Source organism: Paenibacillus agri (assembly GCF_013359945.1).
Classification (GTDB): domain Bacteria; phylum Bacillota; class Bacilli; order Paenibacillales; family Paenibacillaceae; genus Paenibacillus_AQ; species Paenibacillus_AQ agri.
On record NZ_JABWCS010000014.1, the window covers coordinates 1 to 237 of the forward strand.

1 rRNA gene is annotated in these 237 nt (G+C 49.4%); it reads right to left on the minus strand.

Annotation, left to right across the window (positions count from 1 at the left end):
* Nucleotides 1–237, minus strand: a 23S ribosomal RNA gene (locus HPT30_RS00060); the annotation flags it as partial.

Consider the following 237-nt stretch of genomic DNA (forward strand, 5'->3'; position numbering starts at 1 on the left):
ACATACTCATTCGCCCTATTCAGACTCGCTTTCGCTGCGGCTCCGTCTTCTCGACTTAACCTTGCATGTTAAACGTAACTCGCCGGTTCATTCTACAAAAGGCACGCCATCACCCCTAGATCGGGCTCTGACTTTTTGTAAGCACACGGTTTCAGGTTCTATTTCACTCCCCTTCCGGGGTGCTTTTCACCTTTCCCTCACGGTACTGATTCACTATCGGTCGCCAGGTAGTATTTA